Annotated in this window: 14 protein-coding genes and 1 pseudogene; 7 read left to right on the top strand and 8 right to left on the bottom strand. The window is 61.0% G+C overall.

The window, feature by feature from the left end; genetic code table 11:
* Positions 1–273 precede the first annotated feature (273 nt).
* Positions 274–780, top strand: a complete 507-nt coding sequence (locus tag N5C18_RS06980; protein ID WP_194434212.1) for an NIF family HAD-type phosphatase — start codon at positions 274–276, stop codon at positions 778–780.
* 307 nt (positions 781–1,087) lie between these two features.
* Here N5C18_RS06980 and N5C18_RS06975 read toward each other — a convergent pair whose 3' ends face one another.
* Positions 1,088–1,372 (bottom strand): helix-turn-helix transcriptional regulator, encoded by a 285-nt coding sequence (locus N5C18_RS06975; RefSeq protein ID WP_077684463.1) that lies wholly within the window; start codon positions 1,370–1,372, stop codon positions 1,088–1,090.
* A gap of 306 nt (positions 1,373–1,678) precedes the next feature.
* On the opposite strand from N5C18_RS06975, the gene N5C18_RS06970 reads away from it, so the two are divergent.
* Both N5C18_RS06970 and N5C18_RS06965 read left to right on the top strand, forming a co-directional pair.
* The gene (locus N5C18_RS06970) at positions 1,679–2,143 is read left to right on the top strand and encodes a carbohydrate porin (protein ID WP_345782059.1); all 465 of its coding nucleotides are present in this window, start codon (positions 1,679–1,681) and stop codon (positions 2,141–2,143) included.
* A gap of 275 nt (positions 2,144–2,418) precedes the next feature.
* The gene (locus tag N5C18_RS06965; protein ID WP_279944142.1) at positions 2,419–3,753 is read left to right on the top strand and encodes an amidohydrolase family protein; all 1,335 of its coding nucleotides are present in this window, start codon (positions 2,419–2,421) and stop codon (positions 3,751–3,753) included.
* Positions 3,754–4,969: 1,216 nt separating this feature from the next.
* Here the strand turns inward: N5C18_RS06965 and N5C18_RS06960 are convergent.
* Genes N5C18_RS06960 through N5C18_RS06950 form a run of 3 tightly spaced genes read right to left on the bottom strand, consistent with a single transcriptional unit; the run spans position 4,970 to position 9,515 of the window.
* Complete coding sequence (locus N5C18_RS06960) at positions 4,970–6,772, bottom strand: hypothetical protein (RefSeq protein ID WP_032964222.1); 1,803 nt, start codon at positions 6,770–6,772, stop codon at positions 4,970–4,972.
* A 2-nt stretch (positions 6,773–6,774) separates the two neighbouring features.
* Positions 6,775–8,397: a hypothetical protein gene (locus N5C18_RS06955; protein WP_053451502.1), complete on the bottom strand. Its 1,623-nt coding sequence runs from the start codon at positions 8,395–8,397 to the stop codon at positions 6,775–6,777.
* Complete coding sequence (locus N5C18_RS06950) at positions 8,394–9,515, bottom strand: tyrosine-type recombinase/integrase (RefSeq protein ID WP_053451501.1); 1,122 nt, start codon at positions 9,513–9,515, stop codon at positions 8,394–8,396. The genes N5C18_RS06955 and N5C18_RS06950 overlap by 4 nt, the downstream gene beginning before the upstream one ends.
* A gap of 40 nt (positions 9,516–9,555) precedes the next feature.
* On the opposite strand from N5C18_RS06950, the pseudogene N5C18_RS06945 reads away from it, so the two are divergent.
* Positions 9,556–10,152: pseudogene (locus tag N5C18_RS06945) on the top strand (ATP-binding protein); the annotation flags it as partial.
* 268 nt (positions 10,153–10,420) lie between these two features.
* Here N5C18_RS06945 and N5C18_RS06940 read toward each other — a convergent pair.
* Both N5C18_RS06940 and yidA read right to left on the bottom strand, forming a co-directional pair.
* The gene (locus N5C18_RS06940; protein ID WP_279944140.1) at positions 10,421–12,739 is read right to left on the bottom strand and encodes a TonB-dependent receptor; all 2,319 of its coding nucleotides are present in this window, start codon (positions 12,737–12,739) and stop codon (positions 10,421–10,423) included.
* Positions 12,740–13,075: 336 nt separating this feature from the next.
* The gene (gene yidA, locus N5C18_RS06935) at positions 13,076–13,909 is read right to left on the bottom strand and encodes a sugar-phosphatase (protein WP_279944139.1); all 834 of its coding nucleotides are present in this window, start codon (positions 13,907–13,909) and stop codon (positions 13,076–13,078) included.
* 149 nt (positions 13,910–14,058) lie between these two features.
* Between yidA and N5C18_RS06930 the strand changes: the two genes are divergently transcribed.
* On the top strand, positions 14,059–14,721 hold the full coding sequence (locus N5C18_RS06930) for an exopolysaccharide biosynthesis protein (RefSeq protein WP_164087597.1): 663 nt from the start codon (positions 14,059–14,061) through the stop codon (positions 14,719–14,721).
* 138 nt (positions 14,722–14,859) lie between these two features.
* On the opposite strand, the gene N5C18_RS06925 is transcribed toward N5C18_RS06930, so the two are convergent.
* Both N5C18_RS06925 and N5C18_RS06920 read right to left on the bottom strand, forming a co-directional pair.
* The gene (locus N5C18_RS06925) at positions 14,860–16,170 is read right to left on the bottom strand and encodes a sorbosone dehydrogenase family protein (protein ID WP_279944138.1); all 1,311 of its coding nucleotides are present in this window, start codon (positions 16,168–16,170) and stop codon (positions 14,860–14,862) included.
* Positions 16,163–16,603: a DUF2231 domain-containing protein gene (locus N5C18_RS06920; RefSeq protein WP_053451040.1), complete on the bottom strand. Its 441-nt coding sequence runs from the start codon at positions 16,601–16,603 to the stop codon at positions 16,163–16,165. Before N5C18_RS06920 ends, N5C18_RS06925 begins: the two co-directional genes overlap by 8 nt.
* 310 nt (positions 16,604–16,913) lie before the next feature.
* On the opposite strand from N5C18_RS06920, the gene N5C18_RS06915 reads away from it, so the two are divergent.
* Both N5C18_RS06915 and N5C18_RS06910 read left to right on the top strand, forming a co-directional pair.
* On the top strand, positions 16,914–18,692 hold the full coding sequence (locus tag N5C18_RS06915) for a S8 family serine peptidase (RefSeq protein ID WP_279944137.1): 1,779 nt from the start codon (positions 16,914–16,916) through the stop codon (positions 18,690–18,692).
* Complete coding sequence (locus tag N5C18_RS06910) at positions 18,692–19,267, top strand: hypothetical protein (protein WP_053451042.1); 576 nt, start codon at positions 18,692–18,694, stop codon at positions 19,265–19,267. Before N5C18_RS06915 ends, N5C18_RS06910 begins: the two co-directional genes overlap by 1 nt.
* Positions 19,268–19,298: the final 31 nt, after the last annotated feature.

The raw sequence follows: 19,298 nt of genomic DNA, 5'->3' as shown, positions 1-19,298 counted from the left end.
TGCTTCCTCCTGCTCACTGGGGAGTTGACGAAGGGCCGCAAGCAGCAGGTCATACGGGAACTGGGGGTGTGCCCCCCTCGCGCCAAGCGGTCATCCGACGGCCTTGAATCCATTCGGCGCACTAGCTTGGCATTGCGCGGATGCATCTGAACTGGCCAATAGACTCGGCATCTAGAGGCAATTGGACACTTACGCGTGCCCGTGCGCTCACGCGCCATTCTGCCGGGCGTACCAGGAGGCTCACGATGTGGACAAGGCCGCTCGATGCGCGCAATGTGCGCTGTGACCATTTGTAAGACGGAACTTCCCGTGCGGCCGACCATACTCGCATTGGATCTTGAGGGAACTCTCATATCCAATGCCATCAGCCAGATCCCCCGACCAGGTTTGCGTAGCTTTCTGGACGAAATGCGTTCAAATTTTGACAGTCTTGTCCTTTTTACCACCGTGCCGAAAGATCGTGCGCAAGCAATTGGAACTCTCTTAGCGAAAGAAGGCAGCGTCCCTGCTTGGTTCTCTGGGCTTCAATACATTGATTGGTCGGGAAAAACCAAGGACCTGCGCTACGTCTCCCCATACCTTGGCAATGCGCTGCTACTCGATGACCATGGTCCGTACGTCCATCCCGGACAAGAACATCTCTGGGTTGAGATTCCACTCTTCGGGTCTCCTTATCCGCCAGACGATGACGGACTAGAGGTAGCCTCGCGCCTTATTCGCGCACGAATCAGCGAGCTTATCAGCGCGAGCAACGAAACTCGCCGAACAGAGCCGCATTGAACATGCGTCGGCCCTGCAGCTATCCGCGACCGCCATGGCGGCGTTCGGCCCTCAACCCTATGAACGGCCGACGCTATACTGGGCGCAAGCCGTCCCGGCATGTCCTTCCATACACTACGGCTCTTTCTGTCGCCGAAATCGCGTACTGAATGAAGCGCCAGGTCGGCCGAAGTTCGGTGTGCTATCGACCACCTGGAGCGCTATGACCACAAGGACCTTGCAACTGGTTCGAGCCTCAAGTAATCAGCCAATGTCGGGGAATTGTTACTCGTGCAGCGCAGGCGCCGACCCAAGGCCGCTCCAACCTCTAGCTCGCCCGGCTGCGCAATCGCTTAGCCTTCAGCATGGCCATTGGACTAACGGTGGGCACTGGTACTAGCGTGGTCAGGTGCTGTTCTAATCCCAATGCCTTGAGGACAGAGATCAGCGTGTGAACCGTTGATCCTTGCCCACTCTCAAGCTGCACCAATGCTCTGCGAGAGATCCCGGCTTTATCGGCCAACGCTGCCTGGGACACGTTGGAGAGAAGGCGACGCGCCCTCAACCGCTTTCCCAGGGCTTCCGCAATCTCTTCAGGAGACTGGACTGGCATGTGACTCATTTGCGCGCAAAAGTGCTCATTAGGGCCTCTCTTCACAGGTTGTGCGCGGAATGCTGCGCAATCCCAGCCTCTCCGTGCCCCGTAAAAATGGCAATGAAAGCAAGGCAGCGCCCCATTGTTACACTCGGATAAGGGCAGCCAGCTTAGCGGTTCCGACTAATGCTCGCACTGTAGCGACCATCATGTCCTCCCGAGGGCAAGCGGGCGGCCGCCATGACCATGCGGCGGCCGAGTTCTTCTCTAGCGCTAGCGCCTCGGAGCCGGTGCTCCTGAGGAGGTCGGGCTACGTGCCATTTAGTGCTGGACGCTATTTCTGAGGCGTCTAAGATCATCGATAGCACAGCTTCCGGGCGCCTCAGCGCGGTGCACGACGTCCACCTATCCCATGAGGGCTATCAGAGACGGTTGAGCCTGTACCTCAATGGCACAGTGGTTGACCGGAGAACGAGCACCGTTGACCGCACGATTGCTATTGGCGCGTCGCTCTCAGGCTTCGTCACACGGCCGGATGACGAGCTAGGCCTATCCATCGCAACCAGCCATCTGAACAGCCGGGTTTCAGCAGACCGCCGCTTGCGGGAAGTCTACGGATCTGGCGTCCGGCCAGGCAACGATGAGTTCGCGGCGGAGTTCTACTACCGAGTGAAACTCGGGCTGCACCTGTCATTCAGCCCAGATCTCCAGTGGATCAAAAGGCCCGGCGGCAACGGAGACCGTGGAGATGTCGTCATCATCGGTGCCCGTACGTCCGTATCGTTCTGAGGCCGCTAGAAGCGTAGGTAGGTGATCATCCGCTTGCGCGCCATCGGTTCTGCACGCCTTTCGGCGTAAGTAGCTTACTTCAGAACCAAAAACGTGTCTGACGGTAGTGCCCGTATCGCTTGCTAGTTCCCCCTCAAGTTCTCTACTTCATTTGGGCGGCGACAGAGCCTCCCATATGAAGCTCGTGTGAGCTGGCATGAGATTCCTTATGGCAATAATGCTCAAAAAGCGACCGCAGCCAATCTAGTCATCCACGACTTCCTGAGGACGTACGCATGCGGCTTACTAGCGCGACCATTCTTGCCAGCTCCGTCTTTCTGACTGCCGTTTCGACGTCATACGCCGAGGACATTCTGGTGGAAGGCGGATATGTGATGACGATGGATCCCGGCGTCGGCGATCTAGAACAGACTGACGTTCTGATAAAGGGAGGACGCATTGTTGCCATCGGCAGAGGCCTCAAGGCGGGCACCGCTAGGCGCATCCAAGCAAAGGGTGCGATCGTGTTGCCGGGATTCGTTGACACCCACTCCCATCTTTACGTCACGACAATGCGTGGTCAGTTCCGGAACAAGGAAGGTCAGTTCTTTCCTGTGAGCTCGAAGCTTGCAGGATCAATGACACCACATGATGTCGAAACCGCAATGCATCTTGGTGCACTGGAGCTGATCAGCAGCGGAATCACCACCACGGCAGACTTTTTCGACAACGTTATTGGCCCCGCGCATGGGGAGGCGGGATTGCGCGCACTTCAGCGATCTGGAATTCGTGGGACGCTGTACTACGGGGGACCAGATAAGACCACGAAGCACCCGATGAATCTCGATCAACTTCGCTCTATTGCCTCTAGGCTGGACAAGAGTGCCCAAGTGGGCGTCGGCTTGGCGTGGCGGCTACCACGTAATCGTACCGATGCTCGCAACTGGGCCATGCGTCAGCAAGAGTTCGATACAGCAAATGAGCTGGGACTGCCTATCCAGGTGCATGTGAGTGGCGAACCTGGCCCAATGCTTGATGCACTCATTGAGCGTGAGTACCTATATCCAAACCTGACCGTGGTTCATGCCCCGGATGCCAGCGCGGAACAACTCAGAGTTCTAGAGGCAGCTGGCAGCAGCCTGGCCGTGACGCCTATCAGCGAACAGCGCGTTGGATACGGGTTAACCCGCTTTGATCAGTTCGCACTCGTCAGTAAGCAAGGGCTCGGCATCGATGGTAATTCGCTAGCTGGCAGCGCGGAGATGTTCGCCACCATGAGACTTGCATCCCTTACTTGGAGTGGCGGGGCACGTAGCGAAACGGCACCGGATGCGCGGTCCTTGCTTGAATTGGCAACGATAGGCGGCGCAGAGGTCGTCGGTATGGCAAGCGAAATTGGCACACTGTCCGTGGGTAAGCGCGCTGACCTGCAGATCATCCGCTTGGACTCGTTGAATCTCGCAGGCTTTGGCGGCGGAGACCCTTCAGCCTTGCTGGTCCACTCGTCACACCCAAGCGACGTTGACACAGTGATAATCGGCGGACGGGTAGTCAAGATCGATGGCGACTTGGTCGATGTAGATCGACCCAGGATGCGGAAGGATCTGCGCGTGCTCTTACGTCAAGGGTAGCGGAACGCGATTGATAGCCTTCGAGGACATCCACGTCCCAGCTAGTAGTGCTAAGTGCTATCCCCAATAGAGGGCTCGAGAGATTGGTGGGAACACGCCCCGCGAGAGGAAATGAATAGGTGCATGGCCTGCCTTGACTCCATGGCCTCCAATGGCAGCTCGATTCTCAATCGATAGCAGATTGATCTTGCATAGGCGATCTGGGCTTTGGTTGGCCGCTTTATGTCCCAGTCCAATAGCTCCGGCACCAGGCGCGAGAATTCGGCAGCCAGTTGCCTCGAGATCGCACCTGAATGGCCTCCCTGCTGGAGCTTCTCGAGCTGACGACGTAGGTCGAGCTCCGACTCTTTGGTTAGGGAGAGCTCCAACGTGAACTCTGAGTCTGAATCCACCAAGAAGAAGCTCATTTCAGCACCCCAGCAGGTTACGGGACAGTCACCAGCGCCAAGGCCTCGATCACCAGTGCCGGCCGGACGCTACCGTAAGTACTGTAGACCAAAAGTACTGCACGACGAAAGCTTAGGGCGTGAAAGCGCCACCGCCCCAGCAAGCTCTAGGGACTGCCATTAAGGAGGGCAGGCTGGCGCTGGGCGTCTCCCAGGAAGAGTTTGCAGCTCAACTCGGTATGCATCGGACGCAGCTTGGCCATATCGAGCAAGGCAAGAAGGACTGCCGGCTCTCCACGATCATCCGGATTGCAACGGCTCTGGATGTGCCGGCTTCGTCCTTACTTACATCAGCTGGCCTTTGATGGGCCAACCAGTCACGCCAGCAAGTTGGCGCTAGCACGCGGGGTCGTGACGTTAGCGACACGACTACCGATGAGGATCCAACTATCGAACTAGCTTCGGTCCTTTGTCGGTACGCCGCTTGAGCCTGTCACTACGCGCACGCTCCTGCGCGAGCTTCTCGCGAACATCTGTCAGCTCGCAGGCCAGCTCCCCACACAGCGTTGTAAGTACCTTCACTTTCGCCTTCTCAGATTCATATCTGACTCTCAACATCTCCAGCTTCAGAGCATCAGCCGCCCGGGCGCTCGGAGCATCCTGCGCAGATACCGCATCATTGAGCTTGCCCAAGGCCACTCTGTGTGATTTATAGAAAGCTTGTCTACTGATACCGCATGCGGAAGCGATGGAGACCACCGTAGGCTTAGGGCCACCCGCCCTCCAGCGAGCAATCTGCGCCTCAGTCTCGGCTAGAACTATCTGGCGCATCAGAGGCTACTCCCTATTTTCTTCAGGATCAGCTCCGTCGAAGCCAGGCGCTCTTCAGCAATGCGACGAGACTGCTCGGGAATTCCCCTCAGCTTGAGGAAACTGATCAGATCTTGCCTTCGCAACTCCCACCAAGGGGCGTGCTTGGCTGTAGCCGTAAAGTTGAGACAACCAGCACATGTGGAAGGAGTGCGCTTGCCGGGATTTGGGCCATTCGCATCGCCGTCACAGCGACTTCGCGCCTCGCGATAGAAGCAATAGCCCCAGTCGCAAGGACCGAGTACCACACCGGCACCCAGCATCCTCATCACTTCAAGATTTGTCGATGCTCGCTCCAAGACCCCGTTCATCCGTGAAATGCTTTCCGCGATAACAGGTGTAGGCAAGTTCGTATAGACGTGCTCAGCACTAATCAAATCATCCATAGCGCTCACTACCTCATTTGCGTTCTCCTCCTCAAGCAAAGTTGAGAGATCACGATCCAGACCAACATAGTAGGTGTCAGTGATCCTGGCTTCCAAGTGTCCGTACTGATATGCCAGAGCACCCAAACTCGAGCGGTCGCGCCGCGCAATGAAGCGCGCCATGAATCGGCGTAATGGTCGAAAGTTCAATTTCTCAGAATCAAGCCCAGGAATACTAGCCTCAGCGAATGCTCTCATGCTCCTGCGGAGTGCAACATAGCCATCGACTCTAGCACCACGCTGATCATCTCGAGCTTCAGCCGGTCCGCGTCCTCTATACATATTCAGCACGAAGAGCGCGGCGGTCCCGACATGATCACGAATCGGGCGCCCCAATCGCTCCAAGAATGCAATTGCGTCAGAGACTGCTGGCGCTGCGACCCATTCATGCGGCCTACCAGATTTGCTCAGAACCCCTTCGATCAAATCGGAGGTCTCTGCACCCGCCGGCATACCGAGCGCATTGGATGGCTTTACGCTTGCAGTCGTGAGCCGACGAGATTCGGATGGCCTCATGGAACTGAGCAAAGATATAATGAAGATCGCCGCTCCCTCAGCGATCTTCAGCATTATTTGCTCGCCATAGCCAACTCTTGGATCCAACTTAGCTAGAGCTTTTGACCTGAAACCATTGAAGGGCAAAGATCGCTTAGCGATGTAGAAGGAGTTCATCCTTCGGCCTGCTGAGCACAGCCTCCCAGCCTCTATCGCCATTACCTCACCCATGAAGGCTTCTATTGTGGGCCCATCTTCCTCTATTAGCTTGATTGCATCTGCCAAGAGCATGAGACATTCCTGCTCACTCAGGTCGTCATCCACCTTTCTTTTCTTAGCTGCAACTGATGCCTCCTTCGACATCCTTTTTCCTACGCGGACCATCTCTGCGCGCACTACTGCAGACACATCTCCCACGTTGAGTAGAAAATCCTCGACACAGATGAATTTGGCCCGCATCCGAGTAGCACCCGCCTCCACACGGCCGACTGCGCGACTAGCATCGGTCCATGGGCAAATGAGCTCGGGACTCAGATCGCTTGGCGAATCCACGCCTTCCTCATAACACCAAACGGCAAAGCTTCTAAGGACGATAAATCGTTCGTAGAGGACAAGAGCATAGCGTGTCGATCGTTCCAGCCTACCAAGCATAGCAAGTGCCAAATAGATCTTTATCGGCACTTTCCAGCCATCAGGGATGCACGAGAAATCGAGCCTTCGCGTCTCCACAATCCCGTCGATAACGTTTCGTCTGAGGAACCACTCATCATCCTCGAAGTTGATACCGAGACCGTCGAGAGACAATTCGCTGACCGGCGGCGTGGCTTGGCGCAAGGATTTCATGGCTACTCCAGACCAATAACAGGGACAGATACGGAGAGCTTCTCTGCTTCACGAAGAACCACTTTCGTAACCCTGCCAAGCAACGCAGACAGGATTTCGTGCGAATTCTCGTACGCGTGCTTGTACCTGGCAGCCACGTCACGAGAGGTCACCGCCAGTCTCTTGATTTCGTCAAGTTCCCGTTGAGCAGCAATCATGCGTGCAACGTGCCGCGGACTATCCAGCACAGCTACGCTATTGGGGCAGAAGGCGCAGTAAAGGAAATCCAGGCACTTCTGACCCTTCTTGGATGCGGGCGCTTCACCTGAGAGCGCGTCGGTGCAGTCGTAACCCTGGGTAGTCTCGTAGTTTCTTGGATGCAAGCCCACCGCTTTTGCGGACTGGACTACCTTCCCCATAAATCCCAACAATTTCGCTTGTGCGGCCCCCTTGCGCTCAGGCGACCTAATATAGAGGCCGGTGGTCTTGGAATTCTTGTGCTGAAGCTCGGATTGGACTCGCTCAATCTTCTCGCCTCGATTCCCAAGGAGCCTCGCGCCGGACAACCTCAAGTCAACAAAATTGAAGTCGGGTAGGCCATGCCGGTCTATGAACAGCGCCAGTTCGTTGTGCCATGACTGAATCGACACGCGACCTATGCTGCCACGACACAAACTAAGGAAGACCGTGTCCGCACGAGCACCCGCAGCGATACGAAGTACCGAAGTGAATTCGACTACCTCGCCGATCAATTTTGGGATGGCGTACGCACCTTCGGTACTGACTGAAGCCGAGCTCTGCTCAGTCGCCCTGAATTTATCCCAGGTGAATTCTTTCTTTAATGGGTCGACGGCATGATCACTGATGCAATCAACGCATAAGGCCATCAAACCCCCAGGATTCCCGCCCGTTTCGATTGCTATGTACAGCAGGTATGGGATGTAGTCGCAGATCTCTAGAAATAGGTACCTCTTTAGAGGCCGGTACTTTACGCTGTATGGCGTAAAGCCCGCCGCACAGAGATTTATCTTTCCGAGTACGCCTTGGGCCATCCCTCGACGCATGCCATCTAGGTCAGCTCTATCCTTGGCTGTAAGGCATTGCACATCAGCTCCATTTGCCAATGACGCCATCACCCTTGTACGCGCCCTTACCTCATCGATCCCCTTCTTTGAAGCGATGAGAATGCCACGCATCTCCTCTTCGGAAAGGATGTTTTCTCGAGAACACTCCTCTTCCCTCTGGAACTGACCTCGGGGGAAGTATATGTTCATCCATGTCACCGAGTTCTCGGTGTCGTTAGTGGCGAGCCAAGCATATATCTGTCGAAGCAGGTTAAAATGGCTTCCCCCAGTCTTTAGCAAGAGCTTCGCCTTAAGCCACTCCGCGTATCTCTGCGAGATCGTAGAGGACCTCATATTCTTCCACGGGTCGCCGTCCAGCTCGGTCAGAAAGTTTGCGAACTTTCGGATTGAGCCCCATGCTTGCTTTCGACTCTGCACCCTGTAAGTAGAGGTCACGCCGGTGAAGGCATTCAGCAACGCGTGAGTGGGCTTGCGGGGAAGGCCTAGCCGGGAGAAGTCATAGATGTTGACTGGGTCGCCAGGCGCATCGCCGGCGAAGACGGCCTCCGAGACGCCACTCATCCCAATGCCTCCTCTGTCTCAAGGATTGCCCTAAGCGTGCCTGAATCTATGGAGCTGACGGAGGCCAAGTAAAGCTCGGTTGTCTCTGCACTGTTGTGCGCAAGAAGATGCTGAATGACCTTGATCGAGTTGATGTTTGCACCTCGCCTCTCCATCTCCTCGAGACGACTCTTCATATGCGCGGCGAAGGTATGTCGCGACATGTGCGGTGTCACGTTCAGGCCAAGCACTTTCGCAGCTCGCCTGAAGGCTTGGTAGTAGGACTTCGATGTGACCGGCCTGCCTCTCGAGTTCAGAAAGACCCGGCTTGTTTTCTCAGTGGAGTTCGCAGCTGCCTTGTTCCTACTTGTCTGGCAGTAATCGAGTGTTCGTTGTGCCAAGCGGGAGGTCACCACCAGATTGATGACTTTTCCGCCCTTCGTCCGAGTCTCGATGTAGTTGACATTCAGTGCGTTCTTTGGAAGCTGTGTGAGATCGAGATCTGCAACGGTGGTGCGACGAGCGCCCGTCCCGAGAGTCCAAAGGAACATCAGTGAGTAAGGCATTTTCAGGGTTGCCGCCATGAGCGAAGTCTCCTCCGGACTCATGGCACGCACTTTTCTCTTGTAAGCCTTTGCCCGCCGCAGCCGACTAGTTCGAGCGAGGAACTGTTTGATCGGCTCCGTCTCCCAGGACCCGCCTGAGTCTGCCAGGCCCTCACCGTCCCAATGCTCCAGAAACTTGTAGAACTCTCGAACGGTGGTCGTCCGTAGGTTGATCGTTTCGCTAGCTAGTCTTCTCTTTCGATTCGGTGCCGTGGACAAGAAGCGACGGTACTCGCTGAGCAGCAATGCAGTCGGCCTCGTCCAGTCGCCTCCGTTGCATTCGACGAATTCCAGCCAGCTCTTCAGCCCTTCGGCGTAAGTGGAGAGCGTCTTCTCCCTGCTACGGGTGGAGTCGATTCGAAATGTGTCCAGGAGAAACGCAAAGGCCCCCCAATGAAGCTGCCCTTCTTCAGAAACCAGAAGGGGGAAGCGGGGCTCGAGTCTCGGGAGGGGAGTCTCTTCAAGCGCCGCAGAAGCCGGAATGAGCTTGTTCAGCTCGGTAAGCGGGATCTCTGAAGTCCGCAGCAGATGCATTGAGCACTCCTCGGGGGTTTACATGTACCATGCTACCCTAATGCCGGAATGGAACCGCAGCGCACTGGAGACGCTACGTGAGCCGTTGGAATCCGGGCATATCCGTATCGCGCGCGCGGCGCGTAGCGTGCAGTATCCGGCGCGCTTTCAGCTGGTGGCCGCGATGAACCCCTGCCCGTGTGGCTGGGCCGGTGACCGCAGCAACCGCTGCCTGTGCACGGATGAGCGCATCACCCGCTATCGCGCGCGGGTGTCAGGGCCGCTGCTGGACCGCATCGACCTGCATATCAGTGTGGCCAGGATGGACGCTGTAGAGCTGCGGGAGAGCACGCCGCTGGGGGAACCCAGCGCATCGGTGCGTGAGCGGGTGGAAGCCGCGCATGCCCGGCAACAGGCGCGTGGCGGGCTGAATGCCCATCTGCCACCGGCGGCACTGCGGGCGTGCACGAGACTGAGCGAAGCCGATCAGGATGTGCTGGAGCAGGCCATCGAGCGCCTGCAGCTTTCGGCACGGGCGATGCATCGAATCCTGCGGGTGGCGCGCACGATTGCGGATCTGGCGGGTTGTGAAGCGATCCAGACCGCGCATCTTTCTGAAGCGATCGGGTACCGGCAGTTGGACCGGGGAAAGCCCTAGAAGCACCGTTCGGAGTGGTCGTTGGTAGAGTCGACTGTTAGTCGACTCGCGCGCGAAGCGCGGTCTCCTGCGAGGCAGATGCGAAGAGCAGTCGACTAGCAGTCGACTCTACCAAGAGCGGGTCATGGCAGCGGATAGATCAATGCCAGAGCAGGTCATGGCAGCGAAGGGTGCGAGGGCGCCAAGAGGTTCATGGTAGTCCGGCGGATTTTGGGGGTCAGAGCCCTTTGCGGTGCAAAGGGATCTGACCCCGAAACTCCTTGTTGCCTCAGAACGTCATCGAGGTACTGAACATCAGCTGCCGGGGCGCGCTGCGCTGCAGGGTCTGGTAATCCCCCGAGAACGATGAGCCGGCGATGGTGGCGGTGCCGATGTTGTGGCGGTTGAACAGGTTGCTCACGTCCAGCCGCAGCTCCAGGCCGGGCACGGCGCTGTCCGCACCGAAGCGGTAGGCGGCATAGGTGTTGACCTGCCAGAACGTCGGCACGCGGATGTCGTTCTCGTAGGTGAAGGGCTGGCGCAGGTACGAGGTGCTGGTGGCACCGAAGCGCCAGTCGCCGAAGTGCGCGGACAGGTCGCTGACCAGCGAAATCTGTGGGTAGCCCGGCTGCGCGTTGCCCTTGATCGGGTACACCGTGTCGCCCACCACGAAATCGCTGTCGTAGTACGAACGGGCCACGGCCACGCCTTGGTAGAACTGCAGGTGGTCGGTCAGGTCGGCGGTGATGCCGAGGTCGGCGCCGATCACGTGCATCTTCGGCATCAGCCGCACGGTGTTGATCTGCGCGAACTGGGTGCCGATGGCGGCCGACAGCAGGCGGTTGCGGATGTCGTTGTAGAACACATCGCCGGTAATCGTCAGCCGGTCGAAACGATGCGAGGCACCGAGGGTCAGGTTCCAGTTCTTCTCCGGGCGCAGCGTGCCCGCTACGCGGTCGAACTCTTCCTGGTCGGTGATCGTCCACGCCGAGGCGGTGTAGCCGATGTTGCCGCGCTGGGCCACGCGGTAGCCGTTCATGGTGTTGGCCAGATCGATGAAGGCATCGGTGGATTCGGTCGGGCTCCAGAACAGCGAGACATGCGGCAGGAAGTTGCTCTTCGCGCGCAGCGTGCCGTTCACCGGCCGGTCCTTGGCATCACCCAGGCCGCCACCGCTGGTGCGGAAGTCCACGGCCTTGAAGCCGACACCCAGCTTCAGCGTGTCGTTCAACACGATGTCGTCCTGCAGGTAAAACTGGCGCGAGCGGGTTACCCAGCTCGATGCGTTGTCGGTCTTGAACGCCGGGCCATACACATCGAACGGACCGGTGGCCTTCAGCGGCGGGCCCTCGCCCAGCAGCGGCTGCTGGTACCACTCGGTCTTGGCCGCGGCCTTGCTCTTCTCCTGCCAGACGCCGGCGGTGAAGGTATGCGCGCCGGTCTCGAACTGCAGGTTGAGCATGCCGCCCAGCCGATTCACGCGCGGCGTCTGCACCTGCTCGGAGAACGGTGCACCGTTGGGCGATGGCACGGTCGGGTCGGTGAGCGTGGCCTGGGTATGGCTGTTGGCGTTGTACAGCTGCACGTTGCCACTCAGCGCCGGGGTGATCTGGAACCGGTGGTTGATCGAGGACACGCGGTCGCGGGTGGTCTGGCCGGTGTCGTACGGGATCAGTTCGGACAGCTCACCGCAGGTGTAGGCGCCACAGGATTTGTCTGCGTTTTCCGGCGAAGCCACGTACCACGCCCACGCATAATCTGGATAGAAGATATCGGCCTTCCAGCCCAGCTTGCGGATCATGTCGAAGGAGATGTTGTTGTAGCCCCAGACCTTGGCCTTGCTGTCGGACAGGAACACGGTGAAGTCACCCCAGGCCACGTCCTGCCGCAGCTTCAGATCGCCGCGCAGGAAGTTCTGGGTGCCCTCGCCCTGGTACTTGTCGGCCGACACGCGTTGCAGGTCGACCAACACTTTCGGGCCGTGCTCGCCGAGCTGGCCGCTCTGCCCGGACACAGTGGTGACCACTGTGCTGTTGCTGCCCACGCCCTGCTTCACACGCAGGCTGGGTGTTTCCTGCAGCTCGCGCAGGCGGTATTCCAGGCTGCCGCCATTGACGCTGCTGGAGAACACACTGACCGGTGCGCCACCGGGGCTGACCGTGATCGCGCCGATGCCATCGGGCACGCCCACATTCACCACGCTGGTGCCGGTGAGCGAGAGGAAGCCGTTGTCGTTCAGCGGCACGCCTTCGAAGGTGATGCCCATTTCATTCATGCGGAAGCCGCGCACGAACAGGCTGGTGGCCGAGATGTCCAGGCCCAGGCCGTCGGTGGCGGTGTAGCTGGCGCCGGGTACCTGCTTCAGCATGGCCAGGCCGTTGTTGCCGGTGACCATGGCGTCGAGGTCTTCGGCCTTGATGATGTAGCGGTTGGGGCCGACCACCTGGGTGGGCGCAACGGCCGCACCGCGCGGCGTGGCGATGACCTGCAGGGCGTTCAAGGTGGTGGGCGTGTCGTGCGCGGTGTCGGCCGATTCGGCGGCATACGCAGGTGCGGTGATGGCCGCGATGATGGCCAGGGCGAGGTGCGTCGTGGGTGGGGTGTTCATGGGCAGATCCAGGTGCAGGGAGAGAGCGGCGCAGGCGCACGCCCAGCGCGTTGCAGCACCGGTGTGTCGGTGCCCTGGCTGGCGATGCGATTGCGTTGAGGGGATGACCGCGCGGTGCGCGCCGGTCAGCAGACGAAAGCGATCATCTGCCGCGGGATTCGGTGGGGTGATTTCGACGTGCGAAATTCTTGCATCGCACTGCCGCATCCGCCATTGCGCCGTGGTACAGCGGCAATGGCGGTGGGGATGGGTGGGTTATACGTGGGTATAGGTCGGTGCGTGCCCTTCATGTGTGCCAACCAAGGTTGGCACCTACCAGGGCGGATGGCCGCGCGGTTACTGCAGTACGAAATGCTCGATCGCGCGCGCGACGCCTTCGTCGGCGTTGCTGGTGGTTTCAAACCGCGCCACGGCCTTCACCGCATCGATGGCGTTGCCCATCGCCACGCTGGTGCCGGCGTACTGCAGCATGGTCAGGTCGTTCTCCTGGTCACCTATGGCCATCACGTTGGCGCGGTCGATGCCCAGGTGCTCGGCCAGCTTCTGCAGGCTTGGCCCCTTGCCGGCGCGATGGTCGAACACCTCCAGGAAGAACGGCGCGCTCTTCAGCACCGCGAAGCGCTCGGTCAGTTCGGCAGGCAGGCGTGCGATGGCGGCATCCAGCACGTCCGGCGCGTCGATCATCATCAGCTTGATGAAGGACATCGACGGGTCCATGTCCTGCACGCGGCGATACGACAGCGGCATCCGCGAAAGATGCGAGTCGGCCACGGTGTAGTAGCTGATGTCCTGGTTGGGCGTGTACATGCGCTGGCTGTCCAGGGCCTGGAAGTGCACGCCCAGGTCGCGGGCCACCTGCTCGCAGAACAGGAAGTCGTCGAAGCTGAGCGGATACTCGACCACGGTTTCGCGCGTGCCGATGCGCTGCACCAGGCCGCCGTTGCAGGCGATGCAGTAGTCGTCGTCACCGGTGATGCCCAGCTCGTGCAGGAACGGTGCCAGGCCGGGAACCGGGCGGCCACTGGTCAGCACGATGTGCACGCCCAGCGCGCGCGCCTGCGCGATGGCCTGCCTGGCCCGCGCGGTAAGCGTGTGGACGGGGTCCAGCAGGGTGCCATCCATGTCGATGGCGACCAGTTCGATGGTCGATTGCCGGCGGCCCATGTCCATTGCGTTCAACTCGTGCGGGGCACGCCAGTTTACCCCCTCATGCCCGGTTCACCTCTTTGCCCACGTTGGCCGGGATACTGCAGGACCCTGTGCGTCCCCCACCGCAGGACGGCCCATTGACCGCCCTTCCCTGGAGAACCTTGCGACGCATGACCTACCGTGCCCCCGAAACCAACGACAGCGCGCCGCTGGCCCAGCAGATCGAGCAGATGATCGACGAGCTGCCCGGCGAACAGGTCAGCGTCGGCACCCTGCTCAGCGCGCTGGGCGATGAGGGCCTGCTGCTGATCGTGATCCTGCTCTCGGCCATCTTCATCATTCCAGTGTCGATTCCCGGTCTGAGCACGGTGTTCGGTGCCTCGATCCTGCTGATCGGCCTGAGCCGGGTGCGCAACCGCCCATTGTGGGTGCCGCAGAAGCTGGCGCGCCGCGAGATCGCCACCGACAAGCTGAAGGCCAACCTGGGCCGAGCGCTGAAGTGGGTGCACCGCATGGAGCGGTTGTCGCGGCCGATGCGGCTGGCGGTGATGGTGCGCTCGAAGAAGATGATGCGCCTGAACAACCTGATGCTGGTGTTCGCGACCCTGCTGCTGATGGCGCCGGCCGGGCCGATTCCGTTCAGCAACACGCTGCCGGCGCTGGCGCTGATGTCGTTTGCGATCGGCTTCATCCAGCGTGATGGCGCGGCGGTGGCGGCCGGCTACGCCTTCGTGGTGGCCACGGTGGTGTACTTCGGCGTGCTGCTGGGTGGCGTGGGGTTTGCTGCCGAATCGGTGTTCAGCGGGTTGCGCAGCGGGCCGTCGGAACTGTAGAGCCGAGCCCATGCTCGGCTGATTCCGGCTTTTTGTAGAGTCGAGCCATGCTCGACTGCACCTTCCAACAGCAGTCGAGCAAGCTCGACTCTACAAGGGCCAGATCCAAAGCAGTCGAGCAAGCTCGACTCTACAAGGCTACTTGGCTGACACCCGCCACACGACGTCGCCCACGTCGTCGGCCACCAGCAGTGCGCCCTCGGCATCCATCGCCATGCCCACCGGTGCGCCCATCAGCGTCTTCTCGTCTTTGGAGGTGAAGCCACCGACCACGGTCTGCGGCCGCCCGGTCGGCTTGCCGTCCTTGAACGGCACGTACACCACTTCGTAGCCGCTCAGCGGCGAGCGGTCCCAGCTGCCGTGCTCGCCGATGAAGGCGCCGCCGTGGTACTGCGCCGGCAGCGCCTGCCCGGTGTAGAACAGCAACCCCAGCGGTGCCACGTGCGAGCCGATGGCGTAGTCGGGCACGATCGCCTTGGCCACCAGGTCCGGCCGCTGCGGCTGCACGCGCTCATCCACGTGCTGGCCGTAGTAGCTGTAGGGCCAGCCGTAGAAGCCATCTTCCTTCACCGACGTGAGGTAATCCGGCACCAGGTCGGCGCCGATCTCGTCGCGCTCGTTGGCCACCGCCCACAGCTTGCCGGTACTCGGCTCCCAGTCCAGGCCGGTCGGGTTGCGGATGCCCGATGCAAAGATGCGGCTGCCACGGGTGGCCACGTCCACTTCCAGCACCACCGCGCGGCGGTATTCCACGGCCAGGCCGTTCTCGGTGATGTTGCTGTTGGAGCCCACGCCCACGTACAGCTTGCTGCCGTCACGGCTGGCCAGCAGTTCCTTGGTCCAGTGGTGGTTGATGGTGCTGGGCAGGTCGGTGAACTCGCGGCCCTTGTCGGACATGCGGGTTTCGCCCGGCACGTAGTGGTACTGCATGATGTTGCCGGTGTTGGCCACGTACAGCGTGTCACCGATCAGCTGGATGCCGAACGGCGAGTGCAGGCCCTCGATGTAGACGTGCTGGGTCCAGGTGGCGGTGCCGGGTGTACGCCGCAGCAGGGTGACCCGATTGCCGCCCTTGCCGGCCTTGCCCGAACGGGCCTTCACCTTGCCGGCGATCCACTGCTTGGGCGTGGTGACCGGTTCTTCACCGGGGCCGTTGCCTTCCACCACCAGCACATCGCCATTGGGCAGGGTCAGCAGGCGCCGCGGGTGCATCAGGTTGGCGGCGATGCGCTCGATCTTCAGGCCGTCGGCCACCGTCGGTGACTGGCCTTCGGCCCAGCCGACGCCCTTGGGCACCTGCATTGGCGGCATCAGGAAATTCTTCGGTGCCGGCAGCGGCGGCTTCGCGCCGGACTGGTCGGTGGGGTGGTACTCGGCCTTGCCCGCACAGGCCGACAGGGTCACCGCCAGCGCCAGGGCAGCCATGATGGGCAGGATGTGCTTAGCCATGACGGCCTCCCTGCAGCACCGGCGGTTGCAATGACAGCAGGATCAGGCCCAGTGCGATCAGGGCCACGGTCAGCGCCGACAGGATCGTGCCCGGCACCGCGACGGCATAGGCATCACGGCTGTGCACGAAGGCGTTCCAGATCGCCAGCAGCACGGCCACCAGGTTGAGGAAGAAGTCGATGCGGTCGATGCGGGTGGCCGTGCCGTTGCGGCGCCAGACCGCGAACAGGTTGATCAGCCGCGGCACGATGGCGATCAGCAGGCCGAAGGTGATCAGCCAGGCCGCGGCCTTGCCCCACATCACCTCGGCGCTGTTGAGGTAGATCGCGTCGAAGATCAGGGCGCCGACGAAGAAGCCGAACGGTATCGGGTTCAACAGGCTGAACAGCGTGGTGCCTGGGCCACGATGGGCCTGGGCCAGGGGGTTGACCATCTGGGTGCTCCGGTACGGAAGTGTGCGAGGGCCGTAGTAGCACAGGCGGATGTGAGGGCGCGCGATGACGCCGGGTAGATCCTCGCCATGCGTGGGTGCGGGTGCCAGCCAGGGTTGGCATCCCCCAGATGCGAGCCAACGCCATCGTCATTACCGGCGGGCATAAGTGTTTGTGACGGAATTGGCACATCCGCAGATTGCTGCTGTGAAGAGGTAGGGGGTTCTTCGTTGTCTCGCGTTTGGCTCGTTGCGATGGGGCAGTTCCGCCCCGCCGTCCTGCCATGCCGATTCACAACAGAAGGATTCGTGTATGAAGCGACACACGCAACGCTCCGCGCCACCGCGCTCCGCGCGGCTGGCCCTTGCCACTGCCCTGGTGCTGGGCAGCCTGGCCGTCACCGCACAGGCCCAGCAGGCCGATCCGCTGGCGGGCATCCAGTGGCACCTGCGCAATACCGGGCAGACGGTACCGGCCGACACGCTGCCGGTAGCCGGCAACGATCTGAACGTGGATGGCCTGTACCGCAACGGCATCCGTGGCCAGGGTGTCACCATCGCCATCGTCGATGACGGCCTGCAGATCGCGCATCCGGACCTGGCCGCCAACGTGGCGGCCGTGGCCGGCAAGAACTTCGCCAATGGTTCGAACAATCCCACCCCGTCCAATCCGGACGCCGACAACCACGGCACCATGGTCGGCGGCATCGCCGGCGCGGTGGGCGCCAACAACCTGGGCGTGCGTGGTGTGGCTCCGGCGGCAACGCTGAAGGGCTTCAACCCCATTTCGCGCTCCGCCCAGGGCAACCAGCAGAGCAACATCGAGTACGCCTGGTGGGATGGCGCGGAATCGGCCGACGTGCAGGTGTTCAACAACAGCTGGGGCGCCGGCCCGGGCAATCCGAACCTGCCGTTGGCGTACAGCGAGAACACGATACGTTCGTATGAGCAGGCGCTGTCGGGTACGCGCGGTGGCCGCGGCGGCATCTACGTGAAGTCGGCCGGCAACAACTTCAACAACGGGTACTGGCAGGACAACCTCGGCAACACCTTCGATGTCTGCACCAATGACACCAAGAACCGCAACACCGGCTGCGTGCCGGCTGGCCGCGATCCGCGCAACAACCTGTTCAACGTGATCACCGTTGCCGCCGTGCGCGCCGATGGCGTGCGCTCGTCGTACTCCTCCACCGGCTCGGCCCTGTGGGTCTCGGCCTTTGGCGGTGAGTACGGCCTGCAGGCCCAGTACGCACCGGGCCTGGTGGCACGCGCGTACGACCCGGCCATCGTCACCACCGACGTGACCGGGTGCGCGCAGGGCAGCAACAAGAACACCAACCGCGAGAACACGCTGGACAGCAACCAGTCGGCCATCGACAGCACCTGCAACTACACCGCCAAGATGAACGGCACGTCAGCGTCGGCACCGATGGTATCGGGCGTGGCTGCGCTGGTGCTGGAAGCCAATCCGAACCTGTCCTATCGCGATGTGAAGTACATCCTGGCCACCACCGCCACCCGCAACCACCCGAACCAGCCGGCGGTGACACTGGCCGACGGGCGCACGCTGGTGCCGGGCTGGACGGTGAACGCTGCCAACCGTGCCTACAGCAACTGGTATGGCTTCGGCGTGGTCAATGCTGCGCGTGCAGTAGAGGTCGCCGAGAACTTCCAGTCGCTGGGACCGCTGGTCGACAGCGGCTGGCGCACCACCACGCGCACCGTGACCATCGGCAACACCTCGGCTGCCGCGGCACGCCTGACCTTCCAGCTGGCCAACGGCGCGCGCAACATCGAAAGCGTGCAGCTCGGCTTCCGGGTAAACCACCGCAATACGCGCCAGCTGCAGTTCGTGCTGGTTTCGCCCAGCGGCACCCGCAGCGTGGTGCAACCGGCGTTCACCGCGATCGGTTCGGGCACGGGGAACGCGCAGAGCAATTTCACCAGCTGGGACCTGCTGTCCAGCAATGCCTTCCTGGATGAGAATGCCACCGGCACCTGGACGCTGGAAGTGACCGACATGGGGCAGGCCGCGACTGCTGCATCGCGTGGCAACCTCGAATCCTTCAAGATCCGCGTTCTGGGGCACTGATGATGAAAAAGACCATTCTGTTGAGCACGCTCGCCTTCGCGGCGATGACCTCCCCTGCCTGGGCACAGAGCTCGGGGCAGACACCTCCGGCCAGGACCCCCTCAACCGTGGATGCGCAGGAACTGAAGGCGTCCGCTACCGGCCGCTCGTTCGATGTGGGTGGCACGCGTTTCCAGCTGTCTCCCACGACCACGGTGAAGCAGGTCAGCGGCGGTCGGTTCACGATCACCTCGCAGGCGGCAGCCACCAGCACGCGTACCAAGCGTTCGCTGGACGGCGCAGCGGCCGCGCCTGCTGATGCCGGCGCCGGCAAGTTCGCCGCGGCGGTATCCCACGACGGAGCGCCGGTGGTGGCGACGTCGCGGGTCAAGGTGTTCTTCACCGATGCAGCCGCTGCCCAGCGCGCAGCAAGCGCCACCGGCGGCAGCGTGGTGAAGGTGTCGAAGGCGTCGGGCCAGGCCATCGTGGAGTACCCGTCGGTGAACGCGGCGCTGGATGCGACCACCAAGCTGCTGTCCACCGCCGGCATCCGCGCCACCGAGCCGGACGTGGTGCAGTGGGAAGAAACCAAGTAAGGCGTTGAGTGGTGCCCCCGGCCGGTTGGCT

It is taken from the genome of Stenotrophomonas sp. GD03930, assembly GCF_029839665.1.
Classification (GTDB): domain Bacteria; phylum Pseudomonadota; class Gammaproteobacteria; order Xanthomonadales; family Xanthomonadaceae; genus Stenotrophomonas; species Stenotrophomonas forensis.
This window is presented reverse-complemented; position numbering and strand designations above follow the sequence as displayed.

Bases quoted from the DNA above. Each gene is read 5' to 3' on its own strand.
- N5C18_RS06950 (WP_053451501.1), bottom strand. From the start codon at position 9,515: ATGCATCTGCTGCGGACTTCAGAGATCCCGCTTACCGAGCTGAACAAG.
- N5C18_RS06920 (WP_053451040.1), bottom strand. From the start codon at position 16,603: ATGGTCAACCCCCTGGCCCAGGCCCATCGTGGCCCAGGCACCACGCTG.
- N5C18_RS06910 (WP_053451042.1), top strand. From the start codon at position 18,692: ATGATGAAAAAGACCATTCTGTTGAGCACGCTCGCCTTCGCGGCGATG.
- N5C18_RS06975 (WP_077684463.1), bottom strand. From the start codon at position 1,372: ATGCCAGTCCAGTCTCCTGAAGAGATTGCGGAAGCCCTGGGAAAGCGG.
- N5C18_RS06960 (WP_032964222.1), bottom strand. From the start codon at position 6,772: ATGAAATCCTTGCGCCAAGCCACGCCGCCGGTCAGCGAATTGTCTCTC.
- yidA (WP_279944139.1), bottom strand. From the start codon at position 13,909: ATGGACATGGGCCGCCGGCAATCGACCATCGAACTGGTCGCCATCGAC.
- N5C18_RS06925 (WP_279944138.1), bottom strand. From the start codon at position 16,170: ATGGCTAAGCACATCCTGCCCATCATGGCTGCCCTGGCGCTGGCGGTG.
- N5C18_RS06955 (WP_053451502.1), bottom strand. From the start codon at position 8,397: ATGAGTGGCGTCTCGGAGGCCGTCTTCGCCGGCGATGCGCCTGGCGAC.
- N5C18_RS06930 (WP_164087597.1), top strand. From the start codon at position 14,059: ATGACCTACCGTGCCCCCGAAACCAACGACAGCGCGCCGCTGGCCCAG.
- N5C18_RS06940 (WP_279944140.1), bottom strand. From the start codon at position 12,739: ATGAACACCCCACCCACGACGCACCTCGCCCTGGCCATCATCGCGGCC.
- N5C18_RS06980 (WP_194434212.1), top strand. From the start codon at position 274: ATGTGCGCTGTGACCATTTGTAAGACGGAACTTCCCGTGCGGCCGACC.
- N5C18_RS06965 (WP_279944142.1), top strand. From the start codon at position 2,419: ATGCGGCTTACTAGCGCGACCATTCTTGCCAGCTCCGTCTTTCTGACT.
- N5C18_RS06915 (WP_279944137.1), top strand. From the start codon at position 16,914: ATGAAGCGACACACGCAACGCTCCGCGCCACCGCGCTCCGCGCGGCTG.